Annotated in this window: 1 protein-coding gene; it reads right to left on the bottom strand. The window is 57.8% G+C overall.

Features of this window, described 5'->3' with window-relative positions; translation table 11 throughout:
• Positions 1-377, bottom strand: a 377-nt coding sequence (locus tag ACTHUT_RS22325; protein WP_440419998.1) for a hypothetical protein, incomplete at both ends; no start/stop codon positions are given.

A 377-nucleotide genomic window follows, 5' to 3' on the forward strand; every position in this document is an offset into this window, starting at 1 on the left:
GTGATGTTGTCGTCGCCGGCAACGGTCACGGTGGAGCCGAGTTTTTCGATATTGGTGCTGCCGCTGTCGCCGTTGAAGGTCAGGCCTTTGGTATCAACGGTGGTTTTGGCATCCACACCTTTTTGGATGTCGTCTTTGGTGTCTTGCGCCAAGTCGATGCTGTAGTCGGTCACGTTGTTCGCGTCTGCTGCTGAAGCAGTGACGGTCACTTTGTTCGAACCTGCGCTCGCAGTCGTGCCTTTGGCGTTGACGGTGTAAACGTCTTGGCCGTTGGCGCCGGTCGTTTTCACCACGTCTTTGATGTTGGTGCCGGCGGCAACCTCGGTACGGGCGGCGGCGCTTTGCTGTTTCAGCTGGCTGTAGTTGACGGCGTCGGT

Source organism: Neisseria sp. P0022.S010, from assembly GCF_051956635.1.